Source organism: Armatimonadota bacterium (assembly GCA_028871815.1).
Classification (GTDB): Bacteria; Armatimonadota; Chthonomonadetes; order Chthonomonadales; family Chthonomonadaceae; genus REEB205.
The window spans coordinates 14,593-37,261 of record JAGWMJ010000016.1; the positions used below are offsets into that span (position 1 = coordinate 14,593).

Sequence of the window (22,669 nt, forward strand, 5' to 3'; positions counted from 1 at the left end):
GATGCTTACCGGCCTGATATCGAACCGAATCTCATGGCGGCAGGCGCTGGTGAGCGTAGGTGTGGGTCTGCTGTTGGCAGCCATTATCATGCAGGCAGCCGGGTTCAATGCGCTTCATGCCTTCCAGTGGCTGTTTTCCGGCGCGAGCGGGTTGCGCTTTCACAACGCTGGTGCACCCTCATTCAACCTCTACAACGCCGCACAATCTCTGGCGCAGGCTGTTCCGCTCCTACTTTGCGGCATGGCCGTGGCTGTGGCATTCCGTGCCGGCTTGTTCAATATCGGCGGTCAGGGGCAGATGGCGCTAGGAGCTCTTGCGGCCGGCATTGCCGGATTGGCGGCGCCGCGGAGCGGTTGGGGCGCGCCGTGGGTTTGCCTGGCTCTGCTCGCAGGGGCGTCGGCCGGCGCGGCACTGGCAGCGGTAGCGGCTCTACTCAAGGCATGGCGGGGCGTGCACGAGGTGCTCTCCACAATCATGCTGAACTTTATCGCGATCAATATCTGCACCTATATCGCTAGCGGACCGCTTCGTGACCCACATAGCATGGCCACGCAGACGCCAGGCATAGGAGCCGCTGCGCACCTGCACGCCTGGGTAACCGGCAGCAACCTGAATGCCGGCCTGATTCTGGCGCTGCTGTTGGCAGCCGGCTCCGGCTGGCTGCTGCAGCGCACGTCGCTCGGCTTTGCCATCCGCGCTGTTGGCGCCAATCCGCGCGCAGCCGAGGCATCCGGAATCTCGATAGCAGGCGCCACAACATGGGCGATGGCGATTTCAGGCGCCCTTGCGGGTGTGGCCGGCGCCCTGGCAGTGCTCGGCGTTCAGCATCGCTACGTGGAGGGTATTGCCGGTAACTTTGGCTTCGATGGCATCTCGGTGGCGCTGCTCGGCGGGATTGTAGCGCCTGGTGTGATCGTTAGCTCTCTCTTCTTCGGCGCTCTCGCTAACGGCGCGGCCGTCATGCAACTGCAAGTCGGCGTGCCGGATGCCGTGGCTACCGTGGTGCAGGCTGCAGTCATTCTGATGGTAGCTGTACGGCCTGGAGGCGGTTTGCGCCCGGCGCGCCGTGTGCCGGCCGAAACACCAGGATCACTTCATGCTTCTGGTTAGCAGCGGGGCGCTGCGCGCACTGGTCGCCGCATCGATCACCGGCGCTGCGCCGCTTGCCATCGCTGCGGTCGCCGGTGTACTGTGCGAACGCGCCGGTGTGGTGAACATTGCTCTGGAGGGCCTCATGCTCGCCGGAGCGTTTGCCGGCGCGTGGGCGGGCCAGGCTTCGTGGCTGGTGGGCCTCGCCGCGGTAGTCGCGACGGGCGCCGCGATCGGCCTGCTGCATGCGTATCTCACACAGATCATGCGCATGGATCATGTGGTCAGCGGCCTGGGCATCAACCTGCTGGCCGCCGGCAGCACTCGATTCCTGGCGCTGGTCTTGTTCCCGGAGGGCATGCGGGTGGCTGGCCTCGCGGTTACTCCGTGGATCGTCGTGGCCCTGGTACTCCCGCCTCTTGTGATGGTTATGCTGCATGCCACTCGCTTCGGTTTGCGACTGCGCGCCGCGGGAGAAGATCCAATGGCCACGGCTATGGCTGGCGTCTCAACACTTCGGGTGCGACTTGCGGCGGTAACCATCTCCGGTGTTCTGGCCGCCTTCGCCGGCGCGTATCTCTCCATGGCAGACGCGCACACGTTTTCCAGCGGAATGTCTGCCGGTAAAGGCTATGTGGCGCTTGCCGCCGTCATTTTCGGAAAGTGGAAGCCGGTCGGCGCTGCGGCCGCGGCGCTCTTCTTTGGGTTTTTCTACGCGCTGCAAACGCAGCTGCAGATTGCCGGGACGCATCTGGTGTGGCTGGGTATCAACTGGACCAGCCCCTATCTGCTCGATAGTGTTCCGTACGCCATGACGATTCTGGCGCTGGTGAGTGTGATTGGGCGGGCGCAGCCGCCGCGTGCGCTTGGGGCCGGTGAGACCGGGCTGTGAGCATACCGATGCGCATCCTCGGTATCGATCCGGGCACGGCCACCACGGGCTATGCTGTCATCCAGCGCGAGGGCGGAAACCTTGTGCATATCTGCAGCGGTGTGATTCGCACGTCGGCCGTTTCACCGATGCCCGACCGGCTCGCCGCCATCCACGATCGCGTGCTGGAGTTGATCTCAGAGCATTCACCGGATGTACTTGCCACGGAACGGCTGTTCTTCAGCAACAACGTCAATACGGCGTTTCAAGTTGGCGGAGCTATTGGTGTGGTGCTGCTCGCGGCCGCCAAATGCGGCCTCGCCTGGAGCGAGTACCGGCCAAACGAAGTGAAGATGGCCGTGGTCGGTTACGGCGCGGCCGATAAGAAGCAGGTGCAGTACATGGTGGCGCGGCTGCTCAACCTGAAAGCCGCGCCTAAGCCGGATGACGCCGCCGACGCGCTGGCGATCGCCATCTGCCATGCCAACAGCCTCCGGATGGGCGCCGCCGCGGACTGACGGTCCGGTTTGAGCACTCCGTCTCCGTTGCGGCCCTCTCGGTTGGCAGTGTTGCGAGCGCAACCTGCATGCCTGCGCTGTCGGACCAATAGGATCCTTACGACACATGGCCGGATTGGCCGCTGACTGCTTTTCGCCGGTGGGTGTGGCCCTGGCCAATGGCGGAGCGAACGCCTGTGATATCTCGCAAAGGCTTCGTCGGTCCCATTCTGGGCTTAAGTCAACCCGCGTTCGTGATCTGCGGCTGCTGCCTCGGGTTTCGGCACAATCCTGCAAACGCCTTTGAGTTCCGGGTCAGCTTTTGTGCAAGGCGTCGCAGCCTGCTGTTCCCGGGTCCGCTTTGGCGGTACACTGGCGACCGGATGCAGGCTTACGGCCGCCGAAGCGGCGTCGTACCGGACGAAACCTCCGCGGAGTTTCTGAATGCCGCACTTGCATGGACCAGCCGCAGGCCGAAAGCTTTGGCTGGCGTTGGGCGCTACGCTGGTGTTTGCCGCAGCCGAAGCAGCCGCGGGTGGATTCGCGCATTCGCTCGGTCTGATCTCCGACGCAGGCCATAACCTGAGTGACGCTCTGGCCCTCGGACTTGCGGCATGGGCCGTCTCGGTAGCGCGCCGTCCCGCCACGGCGCGCCACACTTTCGGCTTCCACCGTGTCGCCATCCTGACGGCGCTGGCAAACGCAACGATCCTGCTTGTAATCGCGGTAGCAATCGGATTCGAAGCCTGGTCACGCCTGGTTCATCCACAAGCGGCCAACTCGGGGCTTATGATCGGCGTTGCTGCCGCCGCGCTCCTGCTTAACAGTGGTATTACCATAGCGCTGGCTGGTGATGCACGCCACAGCCTCAACTCACGCGCGGCCTGGCTCCATGCGGCGGGTGACGCATGCTCCAGCCTGGCGCTCATTGCAGCGGGCGTTTTGCTGCGGTGGACGAACTGGGCGGCGGCGGACGCGGTCGCGTCGATCTTCATCGGCGTGCTGATTGCCGCTTCGGCGTGGGGAATCGTGGTGGAAGCCACGGGCATTCTTATGGAGAGCACTCCGCAAGACGTGGATGTTGACGCCCTGGTCGGAACGATTCGCGCTGCTCCGCACGTTTCGGGCGTCCACGATCTCCACATCTGGACGGTTGGCGATGGTGTCCGGTGCCTGAGCTGCCACGTGGTGATGCCGTATGACTCCGATGTGCAGACATGCGCTGCTGTGGTAGCGGATCTGTCACTCAAGTTGGCAGATCAGTTCAACATCGGCCACGCAACCATTCAGACCGAGGTGGAGGGAGTATGCCAGGTCAGTGATGACGGGGGCCTCTATTGTGCGATAGAGCCGCAAGGCGCAGACGCGCGCTGCGGCCATTCGGCGTGAGCCGCTGCAGTAGTGGGCTGCAGCCGGACCGGCATGTGCGGCCGGCCCGCTCAGCGGTCCGGCCGCACACCACATCCAACCCATCTGTCAGCCACCGAGCGCCGCGCGCGACCTCTGGTTACTCGCCGGGGGCCTGTCGTCCGATCGAGCGCCGCGATTGATCGATGCCTTTCAGATTCTTGTCCACGACCTCGCGCATGACATGCTCAGCGCGCACGCGATGCTGGACAATGTCCTCGCTTGGAACCGCTACCGGGCCGCTTTCGGCTGGCGACGGCGGTGCCGGTGTTGGACTTGTGAGCCGAGTTGCTCGTTCCATACCCTCTCCTTCTCCCAGGCTTTGGGCTGCTGTGCCGACTGAGTGACGGCCAGCTTCCCATACCCTAAATAGGTTGCGGCCCCCTGAAATGTTGCAGTACTCCGAGCTTGCCTCGTGGCCCTGGATTCAAGTACACGTTACGGCCGGCTTCCCACTATGATATAACGAGCTGCTGCCTGAAACGTTGCAGCTCGGCCGAGCTTGCCTCGCGGCCCTGGAACCGACTACAATGGAGTGAGCACTGCCATTGCGATACCCAGATTCCACCACGCGCGCCGACCTGATTATTCGCAACGCTGCCATTTTAGACGGCTTGGGCGGCCCGGTATTTCACGCAGATGTAGCGATAACCGGCACCCGAATCAGCGCGGTTGGGAACCTTGGCGACACAACTGCGGTGAAGGAGAGGGATGCAGCTGGGATGACATTGGCGCCAGGCTTTATTGATATTCACACGCACTCCGACATCTCCGTGCCGTACGATCCTGGGCAGGGAAGCGCCATCGCAATGGGCGTGACCACGCAGGTGGTGGGTAACTGCGGTCTGTCTGTAGGTTTCGCTCAAAACCGCGAGCTATTTGGTTTTGAGAAGCGGGCAATTGAGGCTCACGGTGGCCGCCTTGACTGGGATGACTTTGCCGGCTCCCTCCGCGCCGTCGAGGATCTGGGTCCGGCAACCAACTACGTGCCGCTGGCAGGGCATGGAACGCTGAGAAAACGCGTAGTCGGCATGGAAAATCGGCCGGCCGATGCGACCGAAATGCGTGAGATGCGGCTCTTGCTGGCCGAGGCGCTGGAGGCCGGCGCATGGGGGCTCTCATCCGGCCTTGAGTACCCGCCGTCGTCTCACGCGGGAGAAGCGGAGCTGGTTGAGCTCTGTCTGGAGGTGGCGCTGAGCGCGGGCATCTATGCCACGCACTTGCGAAACGAGGGCGACACGCTGCAGGAAGCGGTTCAGGAAGCGCTGAACGTGGCGCGGACCGCGGAGATACCGCTGCAGCTTTCGCATCATAAGGCCGAAGGGCGTCGCAACTGGGGCAAAGTCGGCATCACTTTGCCGATGGTAACCGCTGCCCGCGCCGACGGCATGGATGTGCAGTTGGATCAGTATCCCTACACGGCGTTCATGACCAGCCTGGCGGTTCAGACCTTGCCGCGATGGGCACTGAACGGATCGCAGGAGGATACGCTGGCGCGGCTGCGTGACCCCGCGCAGCGGGACCGGATGGCGAAAGAGATGGCGCACGCGCACCCGGAGTGGGACGACGCGAATGATCGGTCTGCCTGGGAGGCGATTCGTATTGGCGTGGTGCGGGCGCGCCCGGAACTGCAGGGTCAGTCGATCGCCGATCTTGCTCGCAATGCGTCAATCGCTCCGATCTCCTACGTGCTCGAACTGCTCGCACAAACGGAGGGATTCATCAGCGCCATCAACTTCGCTATCGATGAGGCAGACATTGCCGCTGTGATGCAGTATCCGTTTACCTCCATCGGTTCGGATGGCGTGGGAACGCATGTCGGCGGTTCCGCGTCGCATGACCGTATCCATCCTCGCGCCTATGGCTGCTTCCCGCGCGTACTGGGTCGATATGTGCGCGAATTGGGTGTGCTCACCGAGCCTGAAGCGATCCGCCGCATGACCAGTCTGCCGGCTGACCGCCTTGGTCTGAAGGATCGCGGGCGCATCGCGCCGGGCTATTTCGCCGACATCACCGTTTACGACTCCGCCATTATTTCCGATCTTGCAACCTACGATGAGCCGCACCAGTACGCACAGGGAATCTCGATGGTGTTGGTAAACGGCCGGCCGGCGCTGGAGCAGGGGAATCTGACCGGAACGCGCGCGGGCAGCGTGCTGAGGCGCACGACATGATCGACCGCTATTCCAGTGAGGCGATGCGCTGGCTGTGGAGCGCGCAGAACAAAACGGCGCGCTGGCTCGATGTGGAGCTGGCGGTATGCGACGCGCTGGAACGGCATGGCCGAATCCCGGCGGGATCGGCGGCGGCCATCCGGCAAGGGGCACGTTTTGACCTGGCGCGAATTGCCGAGTTGGAGAAGGAGACCCGGCATGATGTGATGGCGTTTGTCAAGAACGTCGCCGAAAACCTCGGGCCAGAGGGGCGGTTTGTCCACTACGGCGTAACCTCGTATGACATCGTGGATACGGCGCTGGCCATGCTGCTGCGCGACGCAGCCGGTGAGATTCTGGCCCGGCTGGAAGAGTTGATCGCCGTATTGCGCGGCCTTGCGGCCAAACACCGCGGAACCGTGATGATTGGGCGCACGCACGGCATCCATGCCGAGCCGATAACGTTCGGCTTCAAGGTTGCGGGTTGGATCGATGAACTGGAACGCAGCGTGGAGCGACTGGCCCGAGCGCGAGTTGCCGTTGCTGCAGGCAAAATCTCGGGCGCGGTTGGCACGCATGCCAACGTGACGGCTGAGATTGAGGCCGAGGTCTGCGGCTCACTGGGGCTCTCGGCGGCGCGGTTTTCCACGCAGATCGTTGCGCGCGACCGCATCACCGAGTTGATGGCCGCGCTGGCGATCCTTTCAGCATCGCTCGAGCGGTTCGCCACCGAGATTCGCAATCTGGCTCGAACGGAGATCCGCGAGGTACAAGAGCGGTTTGCCGCCGGCCAAAAAGGATCGTCTGCCATGCCGCACAAGCGGAATCCATGGAACAGTGAAACCGTTTGCGGTTTGGCTCGCGTGGTGCGCGGCTACCTGATCCCTTGCATCGAGAACATGGCCACCTGGCACGAGCGCGATCTGACCAACTCCAGCGTGGAGCGCATCGCCCTTCCCGACGCTACCATTCTGGTGGAGTGGATGGTGGCGAAGTTCACCGGCATCGTTACCGGCCTGGTGGTCTTCCCCGAGAACATGCGCCGGAACCTGCAGCAGATGGGCGGTTTGGTCTTCTCCGAGCAGTTGATGATGGCGCTGATCGTCAAGGGCATGTCACGCGAGGCGGCATATTCGGTGGCGCAGCGGAATGCTGCTTCGGCGTGGGATGGCGCCGATTTCGAGCAGTCCGTACGCGGCGACTCCGAGGTCAATGCAAACCTTACCGAGGCAGAGATCGACGCCGTGTTCGACCTGGATCATCATCTGCGGAACCTGGACGGTACCTTTGATGCTTTGGGGATCGGCTGCGCGGCCTAGTCGCTCAGGCGCCCGGTAAAGCCCCAGAGGTGGCCCTCCAACGCTTCTACCGTTACCAGTTTTCCGGTCAGAGAGTCCGCCTCGGGCGAATCTACGGGCGCATCAAAGTTGACCGTCTTGTTGGTGCGGGTAAGGCCAGTCAGGCGGCTTGGGTCTTTGGGGCTGCGGCCCTCAACCAGTACCTCAAATCGGCGCCCGGCCAATGCCTGATTCACATCAACGGTAATGGCGTTCTGCAGCGCGATGAGCGTATTCAACCGATCGATTCTGGTCCGATGGGGTATCTGGTCCTCGCGGCTCGCCGCCTTCGTACCGGGCCGCTGACTGTAAGCGAACATGAAGGCCGAGTCGAAGCGCACCTGCTCCACAACAGCCAGAGTGTTGCGGAACTGCTGATCCGTCTCGCCCGGAAACCCGAGCATGATGTCGGTAGTGATCGATATTCCGGGCGCCGCGGCCCGAAGCTGCTCCACAATCTCCAGGAATCGCTCCACCGTGTAGCCGCGTCCCATATCCGCAAGCAGCTCATTATCCCCCACCTGCAGCGGCAGGTGGACGTGTTCGCATACGCTCGGCAGGGCGCCGATCGCTTCAATGAGGTCGTCCCGGAAGTCTCGCGGATATGGCGACGTGAACCGTATCCGTTGGATGCCCGGAATACTGTCCAACCGCCCAAGCAACTGAGCAAACGGCACACGCCCCTCCGCAAGGTTCTTGCCATAGGAGTTCACGGTCTGCCCCAGCAGCGTGATTTCGCGCGTGCCGCCCTGTGCCAGCATCTCCACTTCCGCCACAATCTCCGCGGTGGGCCGGCTTCGTTCCCGGCCGCGGGTATATGGCACAATGCAGAAGGCGCAGAATTTGTCGCACCCATACATGATCGGAACGTGGGCTTTCAGCTTGGGACGCCGTCGCGTACTGCGCCCAGGAATGTCGGTGACCACCGCGCCCCTACGTGCGGGCAGGTCCAACCGCAACACCGGCGCCCTGTGCTCGCGCAGCTGAAGCGGGATTGTCGCCGCGCGCGGGGCCAGGCTCTGCTGCGCGGCGCCGGAAGCCGCGCGCTCAATCAGGGTAGGCAGTATCGCCAGATTGCCGGTGCCCATCACCAGATCCACGTGTGGCGCCCGCCGCAGGATCTCGGCGCTCTCAACCTGCGCCATGCAGCCGCACACGCCAATGACCATGCCGGGCCGCTGCTGCTTGATGCCTCGCAGTCGTCCAAGTTCGCTCCAAACCTTCTCTTCGGGCTTGCTGCGCACCGAACAGGTATTCAGCAGCACGACGTCGGCGCAGCAAGTGTCATCGGTGCGACGGTAGCCCATCTCCTCAAGAAACAGCGACATCTGTTCGCTGTCTTCTTCGTTCATCTGGCAGCCCCAGGTGAGGATGGCGTATCGTCCACGCGGTGCGGCGCTGGAGAGTTTCAATGAGGAGTGCGCCGCGACGTCGTCCACCGAAACCGTCACGGTCGGCGGCCCAACCGGCGCGGCCGTCGTGGTTGGGAGGGCCGTATCAAGCTTCGGTACGATGGCGCAGCGCTTCGGGCTGCAAAACCGTGATCCGGTAGCCGGTATCCACGGTGATCAGGCCACTCTTGCGATACGATACCATCACCTGGTTCACGCGCTCTCGGGAAGCTCCAACCAGGTCAGCCATGGAACCTTGCGTGAGGCGGATCGGCACGTAGATGCTGCCATCCGGTTCGGTGCGCCCATATAGTTCGGCAAACTCCAGTATCTGCCGCGCCACCAGGCCATACACATCGAGCGTGCAGTGAGCCTGGATGCGCACGTTGGCGAGGCGCAGCCGGCGGGAGAGCACACTCAGCAGGTTGCGCGTGAATGCCGGTGTGGTGTCGATCAGCTCGTTGAAAGTGCGGCTGTCAATAATCAGCAGCGACGATGCCTCCAGCGTCTCGACATCGGCCGAGCGACCGCCGGTATCAATCAGGCTCAATTCGCCAAATGTGTCGCCGGCGGCCAGCAGCGCCAGGAACACGGCGCTGCCATCGGGCAGCGTGGTGGATACCTTTACCGTGCCGCTCAACACCACGTAGAGCGTTTGACCAGGGTCCTCCTGGTGAACGATGGCTTCGCCGGCTGGGTAGGTGCGAGCGCGCGCCGTGGCGGCTATCTTCTGCAGCACTGCCTGCGGCAGCGTGCGGAACAGGTCGGTGCTTTCCAGTGTGGAAATATCCAGGTTCATACTGCAAGGCTCCTCACAGATGCGGCGCCTCGGTAAGAGCGCTGCGGCAATCGCTATTATGGGCGGGAGATGCCCCTATGTCAAGCCTTGCCCACCGCAGCCACCGTTCGCGCCGAAACCCGCGCGGTGCAGTGTACAATTGGCGCAGCATGCCATTTGGCTGTACGCTGGAGTGACACATGCCAGAAGAGACCGAGGTCGAGACGCAGGATCTGCAGGACGAGGTCGATGAGATTCGCAAGGAGCAGCGCGAGGAGAAGGCGGAGTACGGCTGGGTACGATGGGTATCGCTTTCCACCGCACTCCTGGCCGTGGTTGCAGCGGTGGCCGCGCTTCACTCCGGCCAGCTTATCAATGAGGCGCTGCTGGCCAAGAATGAGGCCGTGCTGAGCCAGGCTCAAGCGTCGGATCAATGGGCGTACTATCAGGCCAAGGGCATTAAATACAACACATCACGTCAATCAGCCGACCTCCTTGCACTTGTTCCCGGCGGCGCGGCCCGAGCGGCAAAGTGGAAAGCGGATGCCGCGAAGTACCGCAAGCAGCAGGCATCGATTACCGGCGTGGCGAAGCGATACGAATCCGAACGCGACCGGGCGAACCGTGAAGCGGCCAGGCTGGTCTCACGTCACGAACTCTTCGCAATCTGCGTTACATTCACCCAGATCGCCATCGCGCTGGCAGCCATCGCCGCGCTGACCCGACGTCGCTCGGTCTGGCTGTTCGGACTCGTGATTGGCGCCATTGGCATGGCGCTTCTTGTGGTTGGGTATCTACGTGGCGGCATCGATAAACGCGCAGCACGCCGGGAGCCCGCGGCAGCTGCACAGGCGCATACTTCCACGGGAGATTGATGAGCGGGCGTACCGCGGACAACTGCGGAGCGGGTATGGGGAGAAGCGACGGTTTATGACAACACCGGTAATTATGCCTATGGTTGGAACGGAGATGGAGGAGGGCACGGTGGTCGCATGGCGAAAGGCCGTAGGCGATCGTGTGCGCGCGGGCGAGGTGCTGCTCGAGATCATGACCGATAAGGCCACGATGGAGGTGGAGGCGGAGGCAGATGGTGTCCTGCTGGAGATTCTGGCGCCGGTCGACACCACGATGCCGGTCCGCGCCACGCTCGCCATCATTGGCGAGGCGGGCGAGGTGACGGCCGCGGATACGTCGGCGAGCACAGGGTCACGGCCCACAGCTGCTTCATCGACAAGGCTTTCGCCCAGGGCGCGCCGCGCGGCCGAAGCGGCCGGCGTGCCGCCGGAGCTGCTGGCGGGCCGTGGTACCGGTCCGAACGGGCGGATCGTGGAGCAGGATGTGGCTGCCCTCGTGGCGGAGCGCGGCGCCGAACCAACTGAGCGCGCCGTCCGCGCCACACCGCTGGCAGCCAGGATGGCGGCCGATCTGCAACTTGACCTGAGTCGCCTGGAGTTGGGGCTGCCCGGAAGCCGCATTCGAAGCGATGAGGTGCGCGCCGCGGCAGCCTCTTCTCCCTCAGCAGATGGACCGCTGGAAACTGTTATCCGGCTCTCCGCCATGCGAAAGAGTATCGCAGACCATGTGGCGGGTTCCGCCTTCAGCGCTCCCCACGTGACTCTGGCGACGGAAGTTGATATGACTGAGGCCGTGGCGCTGCGAAAGCAGCTGCTTCCGGTGGTCGAATTGCGCTACGGCTCGAAACTCAGTTACAACGATCTGGTCGTCAAAGCGTGTGCGGTAGCGCTCGTGGAGCACCCCTGGCTGAACTCCACACTGTCCCGTTCGGAGATCACGCTGCACGCGCATCGCAATATCGGTGTCGCCGTCGCGCTGGATCCATCCGCGGAGCCCGGCATGGAGGCCATGTCGCAGGGTGGGCTGGTGACGGCGGTGATCCGCGATGCCGACATCAAGTCGGTTGGCGCGGTGAGCGCTGAGCTGAAGACGATCGTGGATCGCTGCCGGTCCGGCCGGATCCGCCCGGAGGATACCTCCGGCGGTACCTTTACGATCAGCAATCTGGGAAGCTTTGGTGTCGAGTTTTTCAATCCCATCATCACTCCCGGCCAGTGCGCCATCCTTGGAATCGGGCGCATGGCGGAGCGCGCAGTGGTGCGTGGCGGCGCCGTGGTAGTGCGGACCACCATGTATCTTGCGCTCAGCTTTGACCACCGGATTGTGGATGGCGCGCCGGCCGCCAGATGCCTGCAGCGCATCCGGGAGCTTCTGGAGGCGCCGGCGGCTATTCTGGCGTAAGGCGCCGGCGGAACTTCACCACATCCACGTGTGGCGCTGCATCGTGCGGCACACGCTCCACAATCTCAAACCCGCGGGCCAGGTAGAACGCCACGTTCTGCGGCAATGTGCTCCGTGAGGAGAGCCGTATCTCCTGCAGACCGAGCCGTTGCGCAACAGTTGCCAGATACTCCAGCATACGCGTTGCGATACCCCGGTGCTGGAACTCCGGCAGAACGCTGATGCGCCCGGTGTACAGGTGGTTGGCCTCCGCCGCGAAACGCGCTGAGCCGCAATGGATGCCGGCGCATTCGGCCAGAATCGCACCGCCTTCGCGCATCGCAAGCTCTACATCCTTCAGTGTTTCCCGGAGCGCGCCCGGCTCCGGCTCAAGCTGTCCGGCGTACACTGCGAACGCGCGCGTCATCACCGCCATCACCGTGGCAGCCTCGCTTTGTAACGCGATGCGAATCTTCAGCGGCACGCCGGTTCGGTCGTGCGTCTCCAGGAGCGGAAGACCCTCAAGCGCGGACATTTGCGGGCGTTTCAAGGCGTCAAACCGTATGCGGCAGGACCCGGTCTCAATGCAGATACGATCCGCCGTTGACGTCGATTGTCACACCGGTCAGGTAATCCGCATCGGCGGAGGCCAGGAACATCGCGACGCCGGCAACATCGTCCACGCTCGCAATTCGGCGGAGGGGTATCTCGCTCACAATTTGCGCTCCCATCGCCTCCATACCCTCTCGCGCCATCGCAGTCTCCACCCAGCCGGGTGCAATGCAGTAGGCGAGGATGCCGTTGTGCGCCTCGGCACGCGCCAGGCATCGCGTGAGACTCACCAGACCGGCCTTGGATACCGCGTAAGCCGGAGCATCGGTTTCGGCACGGAACGCCGACCGCGACGCCACACTAATGATCTTTCCTCCACCGGACTCTCGCATATGGCGGATCGCGCTCCAGGCAGCATGAACGCTGCTCATCAGGTTGATGTCCAGAATGCGCTGCCATTCGCTCTGCCATGTCTCAAAACTGACGGTGCCGAAGGGGGAGAGTTCGTAGACGCCGGCATTATTGACCAGGATATCGATTGCGCCGAACTCCTCGGCTACCTGATCCACGAGGGTGCGCGCTGCGGTTGGATCACTAAAATCCGCCTGGCAGGCGATATGCCCGGCGCCGGGAAGCGCCTGCACCAGCGCGGCCGCCTCTGCCTGGCCGCGGTTAAAGTGCACTGCCGTGCGGATGCCTGCCGCAGCAAAGCGCCGTGCGATAGCGGCGCCGATACCGACGGAGGCTCCCGTGACGAGTGCGGTACGAGGGGCGGGTGGGTGACTGTCGCTCATTGCGTGGCTCGGCTTACGGCGGTTGACGGCGCAACTGGGTAATCAGTGTACCGCCGCGCAGCCCGGGTCATAAACCGGTGCCTAAAAGGTAGAATAGCGCCGTCGACTCCCGCAGGCAAGCGGGCGCCGGCCCTTCTTGAACCACCCATGGAAAACACCACGTCCACACGCGCCAAAGTAACGGCGCCGGGCCTCCTGGCCTGGAAAACGGAAGGCCGCAAGATCGTGATGCTTACGGCCTACGATTACCCGAGCGCACGCCTGGCCGACCGCGCCGGCGTGGATATCGTATTTGTGGGCGACTCGCTTGGAATGACGGTTCTGGGTTACGATACCACCATACCGGTCACCATGGAGGAGATGATCTTCCACGTCAAGGCAGCGCGCCGCGGCGTAGCCAAAGCGCTGCTTCTGGCCGATATGCCCTTCGGTTCGTACCAGGCCTCTCCGGAAGATGCGGTTCGCAACGCAACACGCCTGATGAAAGAGGCTGGGGCGGCTGCGGTAAAACTGGAAGGCGGCGCGCCGGTTGCCGCCACGGTTCAGAGGCTGACGCAGGCCGGCATGCCCGTGATGGGGCATCTCGGACTCACTCCGCAATCTATCCACCTCATGGGCGGCAATCGTCTTCAGGGCGCCGGCGCTGCCGAGGCCGAGCGCATCATCGACGACGCGCGAGCGCTGGAACAGGCGGGCGCGTTTGCGGTGGTGCTCGAGACGATTCCCGCAGCGCTCGCGCGTGAGGTGACGGCCGCGCTGACCATTCCCACAGTCGGGATCGGCGCCGGGCCGTACTGTGATGGCCAGGTGACGGTGTGGCACGATATGCTGGGTATCACGCCCGGGCGCGCCTTTCGGCATACCCGCCGGTATGCGGAACTGGGCCGCGAGATGGAAGAGGCCATAACGCGGTACGCGCAGGAAGTGCGTGACCAGACCTTCCCGGGTCCGGAGAACTACGTCTGACCCATGCGATCCTTTGACACGGTGGCCTCGCTGCGCGTCCACCTGGCCAGTCTTCGCAGCGACGGCCGGTCGGTTGGCCTCGTGCCCACAATGGGTGCTCTGCACGATGGGCATATTTCGCTGGTGAGGAAGGCGCGAGCCGAGTGTGACGCCGTGGTCCTCTCCATTTTTGTCAACCCATCGCAGTTTGGACCGAGCGAGGACTATACGCAGTATCCGCGCGATATTGCGCGTGACTGCCGACTTGCCAACGACGCCGGCGTCGACGCCGTATTCACGCCATCCGTCGAGGAGATGTATCCGGCCGGCTTCCAGACGGTAGTGACCGTGCCGAAGCTTGCCGGACTGCTGGAGGGCGCCGTGCGTCCCCATCACTTTGCCGGTGTCACCACCGTGGTGCTGAAACTGCTGAATATTGCGACTCCGGACAGGCTATTCATGGGCCAGAAAGACTACCAGCAGGCGCTGATCATCGACCGGATGATTGCAGACCTGAATGTGGATGCAACGATGTCGCTGGCGCCCACTGTTCGTGAAGCCGACGGGCTGGCGCTCTCATCTCGTAACGCTTACCTTACAGCGGAACAGCGTCAGGTAGCGCCGGACATACATCGTGCGCTGATGCGTGCCTCAGAGATGGTCCACGGCGGCGAAACCGACCCGGAAACGGTTATTGAGGCAATGCGGAATCTGCTCGCGGAATCGGGCCAGTTATCGGCGGATTACGTCGTCCTGGCAGACCCCGGCAGCCTTCAAAACGTCACCACGCTGGCGAACCGCACCGCTCTCGCCGCGATCGCCGCCAGGATCGGCTCAACCCGCCTCATCGACAACATGCTCGTCGCACCAGCGGGTAGTCCGCCGGCGCCGTTCGGAGCCAGGCGCGTCGAAACAGGGAGCGGCCGGGTGGCGTAGTGGGCGGCCGGGCTGAAACATGCATCTCGCTTGGCGCGAAGCAAGCTGACGCAAGGGATTCGTGGCCCGGTTCCATACAACTCCGGCGCGGACTCGAATGTAAGCGGCCGAACGAACCGGCCGGCCGGGATCAAGCTGACGCCAGAGAACGCATTGACCGCGAATCAGCGTGTTGCCTCGCATAGGAATCCGACTTTCGTGCACTCGCCGCCTCAGGCAAGAATCGGACGTTCGCAGGACATGAGTGGACTGCTCCGCGCCTGGCAGCGCGCCGTCTGCCGACCGGCGCCGCTTTGCCACGTCGGCGCCGCTCGGCGGGGTTTCTCCCGCAACATCAGCGATGGCTGGAAGAAGTTGACCGGCCGCCACACCAGGCTGTAGAGGCTGCCCGGAGGCCGGCACGGCTGTCGGTCTTGCACACCGGCGGCAAACTCTATCGCCCACTCGTCGTAGTTCCGGCAGATACAGTTTCGCTATTGCATTTTTCGCAGTGGTCTGATATAATGACTTTGTGCCCGGTTTCGGCGTTCGTTGTACACGCCGGAATGCGGTGGGGGTTCGAACGGCATTGCGTTGCGGCGTTGCGCCGCGGAAAACGGCAGGTGACCGGTATGCAGCGATCATTTGACGTGGCTTCTTGCCTACGGGGGTGGGGAGTAAGGCCCCAGTAGCTAGTGGTGTGATGCCTCGACGTTTCGCCTCACTTGCCGCCGGCCTCCCTGGCTCCCTCCCGGAGCTTCGCCTCTGCAGGATCCACGGTGGCCGTAGGAGCTATTGTGACCCCACGAACGGCTGCCTGCGCCTCAACCAGCCTGACCAGAACCGCCTGGTTGATATCATCCGGCATAACCGCGGCCCTGGGCGGAAATGGCTGATCGTGAATTAGGCCGGCGCGCATGCCAAGTCCACTCGCTCGCTCTGCCGCCGTTTGCTGCGCTCTGTTGTTGTGCATCGGCGTCGCTGCGTGCCGTGCCACGCACTCAGCGATCCGCGTCAGCATCGGGACAGCAGGCCACGCTGTACGTCCTAAGGGGCCGCGCGACGCCCGGCTCGGCAGCCTTAATGAACAGTTGGTGGATGCCCTCGCGGAGTTTAACTCGAGGGCGGTCAAGAAGCTGCTGCGGGACGGCGCCGATCCAAACTACGTTGACCGCAATGGCTACACACCAATTTCATGGGTTAGCGACGTTTCGGATGCTCGAGCCCTGCTTGCTGCCGGCGCTCGCATGGACGGAGCTGGAGCGTCCGCCGCCATCTGCCGGGCCATTGAAGGCAAGGACCCAGCGATGGTCGCGTGGTTATTGGCCCATGGCGCCAATCCAAACGTGATCACGCCAGACGGTGACCTGCCGCTGACCGACGCGACGGACTGGAACGAGACCTCGTCCGCGCTTGCGCTCCTGCGGGCCGGCGCCAAAGTGAGCCCGCCTAGGCAGGTGGAGGATTCGCTGGTTGTGTGTGCCGCGATCGACGCCAATCCCGAGCTTGTCGTGGCGTTTCTCAGGCACGGCGCGGACCCGAATAGCCTGAGCACAGAGGCGACTTGGGGAATCGGGCGCACCGCGCTCTTTTGGGCCGCTACCAATGTCGACGTCGCCTCGGTCGCCGCGCTGCTGGCGCGTGGCGCCAGCCCGAACCTCTCCCGGTGTGGCGAAACGCCGCTGACCGCAGCGCTTAGATCGCGATACGACGGCTCGCCATCGGACTGGGACCACCGGTCGCGCCGTCGCTACTTGTACGATCAGAAGCAAGTAATCGTAATGTTGCGGAGTTTCGGGGCGACGCTGGTCCCTGTTGATGCGCTTCCGGCTGCGCCTAAGCCCGTGCGACGGCCAGCCGTGCGCTGAAACCGCCCATGCCCGGTACTTGGGGGTCACAATAGCGGCAGCGGGCGCCGGCGCCAAGCCGCGACGCCTTCGGCAGCCACTCCATCTCCGGTACGGCAACCGATCCGTACTCCGGCTTCGGTTCGCAATATGGGTACTATAGCGACAGCGAAACGGGCCTGCAGCTCCTCGGCTACCGGTACTACGATCCGGCGCAGGAAAGGTCTGTAAACCGGGATCCGATCCGCGTTTCGGTCAACCTCTATTCGTACGGGCTAAACCGCCCACTGACCGGGGCGGACCCGCTCGGCCTCGACTGGGTTGACAACGCTTCGAACTTCTTCGCCGGATGGGGCGATACACTCACCGGCGGTCTGACGGGAGTCATCCGGACTGCCATCGGCGTCTACCCCTCTACCGTGGACCCGGAGGACCCGTGGTACAAGGGTGGCGTGGTTGTCGGTACAATTCACAACCAGCTCCTCATCGGAGACGGCGACCCGGAGGCAGGCGGTGGCGGAGCGGGATTTGGTGAAGGCGACGGTGATCCTGGCGGCATCGGCTTCACTCCGGGTCCTGGGGGCGGACCGGAGCTCAACCCGCCGCAGCTCAGACCGCGGCCCGGCCGCGAGGCGTATCCGTATCCGCCCGCCCGGCCGATCGACGTAACAGGCCCCAACTCGCCGCCTCCGCCGCTTCCGGGCGGCCCATGGGAGCGGCGCGGGCGCAACATGTTCCACGAGCCCTCGGGTTGCTCGATCCACAGGGACGACGTTAAGCGACACCACGGGTGGCCGTTCCATTGGGACATTGACCAGAAAGGTACCCGTGGTTGGCACCTCGGCCCGGACGGACGGTATGAAGTTAAATAACGAGCCCACGGCATCACCGAGCGCTGACGGCGTGTCGATACGCTGGTTCGAATTGGACCGTCGGGCCGATGCGTACTGCCGGTTGTGGCTAGAAACGTATCGCAGTGATTGGGGCAGCGTGTTCGCCGGTGCGGTTCACGCGGGCGTCAATCTCGAGGCCGGCCGTTGGTTCACGTACGCGCGTTCCGACGCGATCTCCGCTGAGCGACTCTACGACTTCTTTGACTGGGACCAACTGGAGCACGGTGGCGACTTGCGCCTGAAGCACGAGAAGATCGCGAAGGAGGGGTCCGTGTTTCGCTGGGAGGCGAGTTGGCTGAAGGAGGATCCACGTGCCGTGGCGGTTGGCGATGGAAGGGCCACGACATGGGACGGCCCGGGCGTCGATGCCAGGGTCGCCGCTCATGGAATAGCCGCATGGCAGGTCTCGGGCGAAACCCTGTACGTGATGACGAGCGAGCGCGCATCCGCCGAGGGATGCGAATACCAATACCGAGATGTGGAGTTCGGAACGAATAACGCGCTCGTGGTTCTGTCGCAGTGCGACTGCCAGGATGTCTTGCCACTGGACCGTATAGCCCATGGCTCGTCGTCGTACATCGCAGAGATTACAAGAAATGCACAAGCCCTGCTGCTTGGCGTGTACGATCAGTGCGGCATCGCTGTCTGGCTAGGCCCAACGATGGCGGTGCCCGCGTTTATATCAGATGAACTTGGGCCGTAACAACATCCTCGAGCCTTCGATCCGCAGGGCAACGCGGCCGAAGAAATCAACTCCAGCGACACCGTCCTTGCCTCTTTCGCTTTCGACGCCTTCGGCAGCCGCTCCATCTCGGGCACAGCGACCGATCCGTACTCCGGCTTCGGCTCACAATATGGGTACTATAGCGACAGCGAAACAGGCCTGCAGCTCCTCGGTTACCGGTACTACGATCCGGCGCAGGGCAGGTTTGTAAACCGGGACCCCATCGGCATGGCCGGCGGGGTGAATGTTTATGGGTACGTGGGGAATGATGCGGGGAATGCTTTCGACGGCACGGGCCTCCAGAGTAAGGACAGCCGGGGCAAGGGTAGCGGGCGTAAGGAGGGGAGACAACCCGGAAGGGGCAACGACCCGTAGATGAAACCGCACCCCGATTGCGCAGCATTGAGGGCGTTTATTGACACATTGCCAGCGGGACCGCGTAAAGATGCGCTCAAGGCCTTCTACAAGTACTGGTGCCAGAAGCCGGGCGGCCAGGGCCCGGGCAACCGTGCGCGTGTCCGCGTACCGGAGCCGGTGAAGCATCCGCCCATGGACAAGGCCCCGTATGATCCGCCGCTGGTTGACGAGACCCCCGAGGTCATCGGCGGCCCTATATTCATCATAGCAGATCCCGAGCTCTGGCCTGAGCTCTGGCCTGAAGCCTGCGCGGCAATCGGTAAGCTCATTGGACGCGGAGGTTCGCCGGACGTGCCGCCGATACGATGGACGCTACCGGCCGGCGAGTCTCCGCGCGTGCCGGCGCCGGTGCCGTGACCGGGTAGAGGAGTCCGAGGTAATCTCCATGGCTAAGCCCAGTACGTACTCGATCTGGCCGCGGGAGGTGTGGAAGGCCGCGACCCAGGCAGAGCGCGTGGCGATGGTGGACGAGTTTGCCCTCGGATCGCTGGATGATCCGGAACGGTTGCTGGTGCTCCTGGAGCACCCACATGACTTTGTCCGGGCTCGGTCGGTGTGCGCGCTGGAACGGCAAGACACGCCCGCGATTCGCGCGTTTATGCGCGCAGCCATGACGGATCCGGACAAACATGTGAGAACAACCGCCGCAGATGCAATCGGATTATATCGCGACGGGCGCGATATAATCCGATTAACCATCGCACTCGCCGGCGACCCGTCATGGTTCGTGCGGTCGTCGGCCGCGGATGCGTTGGGCACTATCGGGCACAGGTCCGCGGCGCCGGCCTTGAAGGCAGCGCTGCGGTACGACAGCGCACCGATCGTCCGCCGCAACGCTGCCGCAGCGCTGGTCGCCGTACGCGCGAAGCACACGCACCGAGCGCTGGTGGAGGCACTCGCTCGCGAACACAACGCGTTTTCCCGGATCGGTATCAGTATTGGGCTCTACACGTACGGTGACCGCGCCGCGCGGCGCCGACTGCATCACGCTATGCGCAGCGGTGACAGGTCGATACTGTCAAACATCTTCAACTTTGACCTTGCGGACTACGTCCGCCAGGAGGATTACGACGGATTTCGCCGGCGTGCTTCGCGCATTATGGAAACGCATAATGTGGAGGTTGTTCGAGACGAGGCGGCTGCCTTCATCTCGCGGCTCGACGCCCGCCTGCTCCCAGCCGCCTGACGCGGCGCCCGCTCCATCTCCGGTACGGCAACCGATCCGTACTCCGGCTTCGGTTCGCAATATGGGTACTATAGCGACAGCGAAACGGGCCTGCAGCTCCTCGGTTACCGGTACTACGATCCGGCAGAGGGCCGGTTTGTAAACCGTGACCCCATCGGCATGGCCGGCGGGGTGAATGTGTATGGGTATGTGCGTAACGACCCGCCCGTGTTCGTGGACGGTCGCGGCACGCAGGCAGAGGATGTCGAACCGGACGATGGTCTTGGTGCAGATGGACCGGGGGGCGAGGACGGTGATGGTGGGCTGGATTACGATCCGCCGCTGCCAAGTCTGCCCTTCTCCGACCTCGACCCAGAGGTCTTTCCGAGAGCACCAGAGCATCGGCACGGGGCGCGTCCGCCGTATCTTTTCAGTCCGCGCGGGTCGCTGCTGCCGGGTCCGGAGCTACCCGATCCAAATGAGCCTGATGAGCCGCCGTTCCCTGGGTGGTACCGGAAAGGACCGGGTCGCAGGTGGTGGTCGCCGGACGGCAATATGTGGATGTTTCCTGACGGCGTCGGCGGGGAGCACGAAGACGACCCGCATTGGGTCGTCTGCTTTTACGACAGGAAGAACGGCAGGAAATGGGTTGGGCGGATGTACCCGGACGGCGGGTGGTGGTACAAGGAAGGATCGTGGATTCCGGAGTAACACGTACCGTTGCCGCGGATCTGCCAACGGTCCCCGGATCCGGCGCGGTGCGCCGCGACGAGGAGCCTCAAACGGGGTGGTGCGCCTACGACGCCGGAGGACGATGGCATGGTTCGATTACCAATTTATCGCCACCCGCTGAACCTATACGCGATCGGCTGGCTGTACGAAGCGATCCACGAGGACGGCGTTGGGTCTTCACTTTCCGCCGAGATACTCCGGCGCGCGCCTCTGGACCGCGGTCAGTTTGCCACCTACCTGCGGTCGCCCACCTTGCCACCCGTGGCTTGGTGGTTTGGCGACGGATTTAGCCCCGAGAAGGTGATTGGGCGTGCGCTCACGCCTGCCGAACGCGATGACCACGTGTTCCCCGGCCACAAAGATGACTTGCTCGTCACGCTGCTTGCGGGCCACCTGCGCCGCAATCGAGCTTGGGTGGCGGCTGCGTGCATGGACGGCGGCTATCCTGGCCGCTCGGCTCGTGTTGTTGGGGAGGACGGATCGACGTGTCCGCCGGTGCCTGCGCCCGACGAGGTCGCCGGAAGGGTCCGCGGCAAATTCTGGCGCCACGAAGGAGAGTGGTATCTCACGGCCTCCGACCCTGACGACGGCGAGGAACTGCGTATGTTGGTTGAGTGGCCCGTGGGGGGCTTCCCAGCTTGGCATTTCTGGCTCTCGGCGCCGCCGATATCCGTGCGCGCGCCGGCGGCTGCTGTTGGCGCCGAGATCGACGCCGAGGACGCTCGGGTGCTCACAACATCGGTCTGCGCGATCTATTTTGGGGCCTACGACAACAGCGGGTTCATCGAGTGGTTGGCGCCCGGCGTCGAGCCGCCTCCCTTGGAGGGCGTCACGGCATAGCCACTGGTACAATAGGCGCGGAGTTAGCAGCCAATGCGAGGGGCTTCGGCTCACAATATTGGACCTATCGCGACACAGAAACCGGCCTACAACTGCTCGGCTATCGGTACTACGGCCCGGCTTCTGGCCGATGGACCCGCCGATCAGGACGGGCCCCGCGAAGCCCCGCCGTGGAGGTTCGTGGTTCATTCCGATTGGTCACTGCGGGCAGCCGCGGTTAGATCGGCATACGGGTATCCACGGCCCGCCGGAGGCGGGCAAAAGGAAGGGCAATCCGGCACATGCGACCCTCGGCTGCCCACGGTGCGTGCAGAGTGCGGTGAATTGCATCGTAGGCGGTATGTTCGAGAACACCGCTGGAAACTGGATAGACGTTCAGTAAATGGTCACACCAAGCAAGAGCGGTCGATGGTGTACGCGCGCTGGCTGCCGGGTGCTGATCGGCGTTGCAGCCTGCTCTTGTCCGATCCAGGCGGGTGCGCGCCGCGCGGCCCGCTCTGCAGAGACGCTCATCCTGCCGTGGCGCTCCGGGCCGTCACGTAACCTCGGCATCCTCGGAGCCAGGCACATACGTACGCGCCTCGAGCGCTGCCTCATCGATTGCCTCGTAATTCCTCCGGAAAGGCCACAAAACTGTTGGGCCCTCGGTCAGGATCTAGGTGAGGCAGCGCCACGTGTTGACAACCAGTCCCTGACCGTGCTAAATTACCCTGTTGCCGCCCTGGTGCGGCGCGGTTGTTGCCCGCTAGCTCAACGGTAGAGCGTTCGGCTGTTAACCGAAATGTTGATGGTTCGAATCCATCGCGGGCAGTAGCTTCCTCGTTGTCGGCAGCAAACTGGCTGTGCTATTGGGGGCTTGCAGTTGGTCTGCTCGGCGGAACATGTCGTACTTCGAGCCGGGCGCTGTTTGGTTCAACCATGTGCAGTGTGCGGCGAGCCCAACCTGGCCCACGACGGATGGTATGAATTGTGGCGCGGATTCCGCCATAGAAGCCTGCCAACAGCAGCACGAGCCAGAACAGGCACGAACAGCAGGCCGGCCGCGATCGTTTGCTTCGAGATTTTCCCTGGGCGCTCATAGATTCT

At 63.5% G+C, this 22,669-nt stretch carries 24 protein-coding genes, 1 tRNA gene and 1 pseudogene; 20 read left to right on the forward strand and 6 right to left on the reverse strand.

Translation table 11 applies throughout. The features are described from left to right. Position 1 precedes the first annotated feature (1 nt). The 4 genes from KGJ62_14825 (at position 2) to KGJ62_14840 (ending at position 3,847) form a co-directional block, all read left to right on the forward strand. Positions 2-1,111: an ABC transporter permease gene (locus KGJ62_14825; GenBank protein ID MDE2127853.1), complete on the forward strand. Its 1,110-nt coding sequence runs from the start codon at positions 2-4 to the stop codon at positions 1,109-1,111. Then, positions 1,098-1,982 (forward strand): ABC transporter permease, encoded by an 885-nt coding sequence (locus tag KGJ62_14830; protein ID MDE2127854.1) that lies wholly within the window; start codon positions 1,098-1,100, stop codon positions 1,980-1,982. The genes KGJ62_14825 and KGJ62_14830 overlap by 14 nt, the downstream gene beginning before the upstream one ends. Before the next feature lie 8 nt (positions 1,983-1,990). After that, positions 1,991-2,479: a crossover junction endodeoxyribonuclease RuvC gene (gene ruvC / locus KGJ62_14835; GenBank protein MDE2127855.1), complete on the forward strand. Its 489-nt coding sequence runs from the start codon at positions 1,991-1,993 to the stop codon at positions 2,477-2,479. Positions 2,480-2,902: 423 nt separating this feature from the next. Further along, entirely contained in the window at positions 2,903-3,847 is a 945-nt protein-coding gene (locus KGJ62_14840) for a cation transporter (GenBank protein ID MDE2127856.1), read from the forward strand. Between the two features lie 118 nt (positions 3,848-3,965). On the opposite strand, the gene KGJ62_14845 is transcribed toward KGJ62_14840, so the two are convergent. Further along, the gene (locus KGJ62_14845) at positions 3,966-4,166 is read right to left on the reverse strand and encodes a hypothetical protein (GenBank protein MDE2127857.1); all 201 of its coding nucleotides are present in this window, start codon (positions 4,164-4,166) and stop codon (positions 3,966-3,968) included. Positions 4,167-4,413: 247 nt separating this feature from the next. On the opposite strand from KGJ62_14845, the gene KGJ62_14850 reads away from it, so the two are divergent. Both KGJ62_14850 and purB read left to right on the forward strand, forming a co-directional pair. Continuing rightward, positions 4,414-6,039, forward strand: coding sequence for a D-aminoacylase (locus KGJ62_14850; GenBank protein ID MDE2127858.1), 1,626 nt, complete (start codon positions 4,414-4,416; stop codon positions 6,037-6,039). Further along, positions 6,036-7,337: an adenylosuccinate lyase gene (purB, locus tag KGJ62_14855; protein ID MDE2127859.1), complete on the forward strand. Its 1,302-nt coding sequence runs from the start codon at positions 6,036-6,038 to the stop codon at positions 7,335-7,337. Before KGJ62_14850 ends, purB begins: the two co-directional genes overlap by 4 nt. Here purB and miaB read toward each other — a convergent pair. Continuing rightward, positions 7,334-8,806, reverse strand: a complete 1,473-nt coding sequence (gene miaB / locus KGJ62_14860) for a tRNA (N6-isopentenyl adenosine(37)-C2)-methylthiotransferase MiaB (GenBank protein MDE2127860.1) — start codon at positions 8,804-8,806, stop codon at positions 7,334-7,336. The two genes, purB and miaB, sit on opposite strands and share 4 nt — an antisense overlap. Positions 8,807-8,852: 46 nt before the next feature. Then, positions 8,853-9,545 carry a Crp/Fnr family transcriptional regulator gene (locus KGJ62_14865; GenBank protein ID MDE2127861.1) on the reverse strand — a complete coding sequence of 231 codons (693 nt, stop codon included), beginning with the start codon at positions 9,543-9,545 and terminating at the stop codon, positions 8,853-8,855. Positions 9,546-9,724: 179 nt separating this feature from the next. On the opposite strand from KGJ62_14865, the gene KGJ62_14870 reads away from it, so the two are divergent. Both KGJ62_14870 and KGJ62_14875 read left to right on the forward strand, forming a co-directional pair. After that, complete coding sequence (locus tag KGJ62_14870) at positions 9,725-10,399, forward strand: DUF4337 family protein (protein ID MDE2127862.1); 675 nt, start codon at positions 9,725-9,727, stop codon at positions 10,397-10,399. 55 nt (positions 10,400-10,454) lie between these two features. Then, complete coding sequence (locus KGJ62_14875) at positions 10,455-11,780, forward strand: 2-oxo acid dehydrogenase subunit E2 (GenBank protein MDE2127863.1); 1,326 nt, start codon at positions 10,455-10,457, stop codon at positions 11,778-11,780. Here KGJ62_14875 and KGJ62_14880 read toward each other — a convergent pair. Together KGJ62_14880 and KGJ62_14885 are read right to left on the reverse strand one after the other, a co-directional pair. After that, positions 11,767-12,309 (reverse strand): GNAT family N-acetyltransferase, encoded by a 543-nt coding sequence (locus tag KGJ62_14880; protein MDE2127864.1) that lies wholly within the window; start codon positions 12,307-12,309, stop codon positions 11,767-11,769. The genes KGJ62_14875 and KGJ62_14880 overlap by 14 nt on opposite strands. A 31-nt stretch (positions 12,310-12,340) precedes the next feature. Beyond that, positions 12,341-13,105 (reverse strand): SDR family oxidoreductase, encoded by a 765-nt coding sequence (locus KGJ62_14885; GenBank protein MDE2127865.1) that lies wholly within the window; start codon positions 13,103-13,105, stop codon positions 12,341-12,343. A gap of 147 nt (positions 13,106-13,252) precedes the next feature. On the opposite strand from KGJ62_14885, the gene panB reads away from it, so the two are divergent. Beyond that, positions 13,253-14,071, forward strand: a complete 819-nt coding sequence (gene panB / locus KGJ62_14890; GenBank protein ID MDE2127866.1) for a 3-methyl-2-oxobutanoate hydroxymethyltransferase — start codon at positions 13,253-13,255, stop codon at positions 14,069-14,071. A 3-nt stretch (positions 14,072-14,074) separates the two neighbouring features. After that, entirely contained in the window at positions 14,075-14,986 is a 912-nt protein-coding gene (gene panC, locus KGJ62_14895; GenBank protein ID MDE2127867.1) for a pantoate--beta-alanine ligase, read from the forward strand. A 700-nt stretch (positions 14,987-15,686) separates the two neighbouring features. Here the strand turns inward: panC and KGJ62_14900 are convergent. Next, entirely contained in the window at positions 15,687-15,938 is a 252-nt protein-coding gene (locus KGJ62_14900) for a hypothetical protein (protein MDE2127868.1), read from the reverse strand. Between the two features lie 121 nt (positions 15,939-16,059). Between KGJ62_14900 and KGJ62_14905 the strand changes: the two genes are divergently transcribed. From KGJ62_14905 to KGJ62_14950, 10 genes and pseudogenes are all read left to right on the forward strand, one after another. Then, the gene (locus KGJ62_14905) at positions 16,060-16,833 is read left to right on the forward strand and encodes an ankyrin repeat domain-containing protein (protein MDE2127869.1); all 774 of its coding nucleotides are present in this window, start codon (positions 16,060-16,062) and stop codon (positions 16,831-16,833) included. Between the two features lie 83 nt (positions 16,834-16,916). After that, positions 16,917-17,126: pseudogene (locus tag KGJ62_14910) on the forward strand (hypothetical protein). 105 nt (positions 17,127-17,231) lie between these two features. Further along, complete coding sequence (locus tag KGJ62_14915; GenBank protein MDE2127870.1) at positions 17,232-17,684, forward strand: hypothetical protein; 453 nt, start codon at positions 17,232-17,234, stop codon at positions 17,682-17,684. Then, on the forward strand, positions 17,671-18,408 hold the full coding sequence (locus tag KGJ62_14920; protein ID MDE2127871.1) for a hypothetical protein: 738 nt from the start codon (positions 17,671-17,673) through the stop codon (positions 18,406-18,408). The genes KGJ62_14915 and KGJ62_14920 overlap by 14 nt, the downstream gene beginning before the upstream one ends. Before the next feature lie 45 nt (positions 18,409-18,453). Continuing rightward, the gene (locus KGJ62_14925) at positions 18,454-18,804 is read left to right on the forward strand and encodes an RHS repeat-associated core domain-containing protein (GenBank protein MDE2127872.1); all 351 of its coding nucleotides are present in this window, start codon (positions 18,454-18,456) and stop codon (positions 18,802-18,804) included. Further along, the gene (locus KGJ62_14930; protein ID MDE2127873.1) at positions 18,805-19,203 is read left to right on the forward strand and encodes a hypothetical protein; all 399 of its coding nucleotides are present in this window, start codon (positions 18,805-18,807) and stop codon (positions 19,201-19,203) included. A gap of 28 nt (positions 19,204-19,231) precedes the next feature. Further along, positions 19,232-20,032, forward strand: coding sequence for a HEAT repeat domain-containing protein (locus KGJ62_14935; GenBank protein ID MDE2127874.1), 801 nt, complete (start codon positions 19,232-19,234; stop codon positions 20,030-20,032). A 15-nt stretch (positions 20,033-20,047) separates the two neighbouring features. Continuing rightward, positions 20,048-20,722: an RHS repeat-associated core domain-containing protein gene (locus KGJ62_14940; GenBank protein MDE2127875.1), complete on the forward strand. Its 675-nt coding sequence runs from the start codon at positions 20,048-20,050 to the stop codon at positions 20,720-20,722. 108 nt (positions 20,723-20,830) lie between these two features. Continuing rightward, a complete protein-coding gene (locus KGJ62_14945; GenBank protein ID MDE2127876.1) occupies positions 20,831-21,583 on the forward strand; it encodes a hypothetical protein in 753 nt (250 codons plus the stop codon). A gap of 739 nt (positions 21,584-22,322) precedes the next feature. Further along, positions 22,323-22,394, forward strand: a tRNA-Asn gene (locus KGJ62_14950). The last annotated feature ends 275 nt before the right edge of the window (positions 22,395-22,669 follow it).

Excerpts from the sequence above, each read along its gene's own strand:
- KGJ62_14825 (MDE2127853.1), top strand. The coding sequence starts at position 2 with ATGCTTACCGGCCTGATATCGAACCGAATCTCATGGCGGCAGGCGCTG.
- KGJ62_14830 (MDE2127854.1), top strand. The coding sequence starts at position 1,098 with ATGCTTCTGGTTAGCAGCGGGGCGCTGCGCGCACTGGTCGCCGCATCG.
- ruvC (MDE2127855.1), top strand. The coding sequence starts at position 1,991 with ATGCGCATCCTCGGTATCGATCCGGGCACGGCCACCACGGGCTATGCT.
- KGJ62_14840 (MDE2127856.1), top strand. The coding sequence starts at position 2,903 with ATGCCGCACTTGCATGGACCAGCCGCAGGCCGAAAGCTTTGGCTGGCG.
- KGJ62_14845 (MDE2127857.1), bottom strand. The coding sequence starts at position 4,166 with ATGGAACGAGCAACTCGGCTCACAAGTCCAACACCGGCACCGCCGTCG.
- purB (MDE2127859.1), top strand. The coding sequence starts at position 6,036 with ATGATCGACCGCTATTCCAGTGAGGCGATGCGCTGGCTGTGGAGCGCG.
- KGJ62_14865 (MDE2127861.1), bottom strand. The coding sequence starts at position 9,545 with ATGAACCTGGATATTTCCACACTGGAAAGCACCGACCTGTTCCGCACG.
- KGJ62_14870 (MDE2127862.1), top strand. The coding sequence starts at position 9,725 with ATGCCAGAAGAGACCGAGGTCGAGACGCAGGATCTGCAGGACGAGGTC.
- KGJ62_14875 (MDE2127863.1), top strand. The coding sequence starts at position 10,455 with ATGACAACACCGGTAATTATGCCTATGGTTGGAACGGAGATGGAGGAG.
- KGJ62_14885 (MDE2127865.1), bottom strand. The coding sequence starts at position 13,105 with ATGAGCGACAGTCACCCACCCGCCCCTCGTACCGCACTCGTCACGGGA.
- panB (MDE2127866.1), top strand. The coding sequence starts at position 13,253 with ATGGAAAACACCACGTCCACACGCGCCAAAGTAACGGCGCCGGGCCTC.
- panC (MDE2127867.1), top strand. The coding sequence starts at position 14,075 with ATGCGATCCTTTGACACGGTGGCCTCGCTGCGCGTCCACCTGGCCAGT.
- KGJ62_14900 (MDE2127868.1), bottom strand. The coding sequence starts at position 15,938 with ATGCACAACAACAGAGCGCAGCAAACGGCGGCAGAGCGAGCGAGTGGA.
- KGJ62_14920 (MDE2127871.1), top strand. The coding sequence starts at position 17,671 with ATGAAGTTAAATAACGAGCCCACGGCATCACCGAGCGCTGACGGCGTG.
- KGJ62_14930 (MDE2127873.1), top strand. The coding sequence starts at position 18,805 with ATGAAACCGCACCCCGATTGCGCAGCATTGAGGGCGTTTATTGACACA.
- KGJ62_14935 (MDE2127874.1), top strand. The coding sequence starts at position 19,232 with ATGGCTAAGCCCAGTACGTACTCGATCTGGCCGCGGGAGGTGTGGAAG.
- KGJ62_14945 (MDE2127876.1), top strand. The coding sequence starts at position 20,831 with ATGGTTCGATTACCAATTTATCGCCACCCGCTGAACCTATACGCGATC.